This is a genomic window from Microbacterium sp. zg.Y909 (assembly GCF_024626565.1).
This window is the reverse complement of the sequence record NZ_JANJFJ010000740.1, coordinates 1-554: the sequence shown is the minus strand read 5'-3', so window position 1 is coordinate 554 and position 554 is coordinate 1. Positions and strand designations below refer to the sequence as shown.

1 protein-coding gene is annotated in these 554 nt (G+C 72.4%); it reads right to left on the bottom strand.

Features of this window, described 5'->3' with window-relative positions:
- Positions 1 to 54 precede the first annotated feature (54 nt).
- Positions 55 to 554: 30S ribosomal protein S2 (gene rpsB, locus NQ160_RS24495; protein ID WP_257517551.1), on the bottom strand; the 500-nt coding region annotated here is incomplete at its 5' end.

Below are 554 nucleotides of genomic sequence, written 5' to 3'. Positions count from 1 at the left end.
GGGGGGGGGGGGGGGGGGGGCGCGCCCCCCCCCCCCCGGCCTGATCCGTGCTGTTTACTCGGCCTTGGCGGCTTCGGCGGCTTCGGCGCCCTCGGCGTCCGCAGCGGACTCCGTGGCGGCTTCGCCCTCGATGGCCTGCTCGTCAGCGACGATCTCGCTGACCTCGGCCTGCGCCTCGGCCTCATCTGCAACCTTCTCGGTCGCAGCGGAGGACTGCTCGGGCGCGCTCTGCTCGAGCAGTTCGCGCTCCCACTCGGCCAGGGGCTCGGCGGGGGCCTCGGCCTCGCCGGCGGCGGGCTGGTGACGCTGGATGAGGCCCTCGGCCGCAGCGTCGGCGATCACGCGGGTAAGCAGACCCACGGCGCGGATCGCGTCGTCGTTGCCGGGGATCGGGTACTGGAACTCGTCCGGGTCGGCGTTGGTGTCGAGGATGCCGATGACGGGGATGCCGAGCTTCTTGGCCTCGTCGATGGCGAGGTGCTCGCGCTTGGCGTCGACGACCCAGATGGCCGACGGGGTCTTCTGCAGGTTGCGGATACCACCGAGCGACTTGT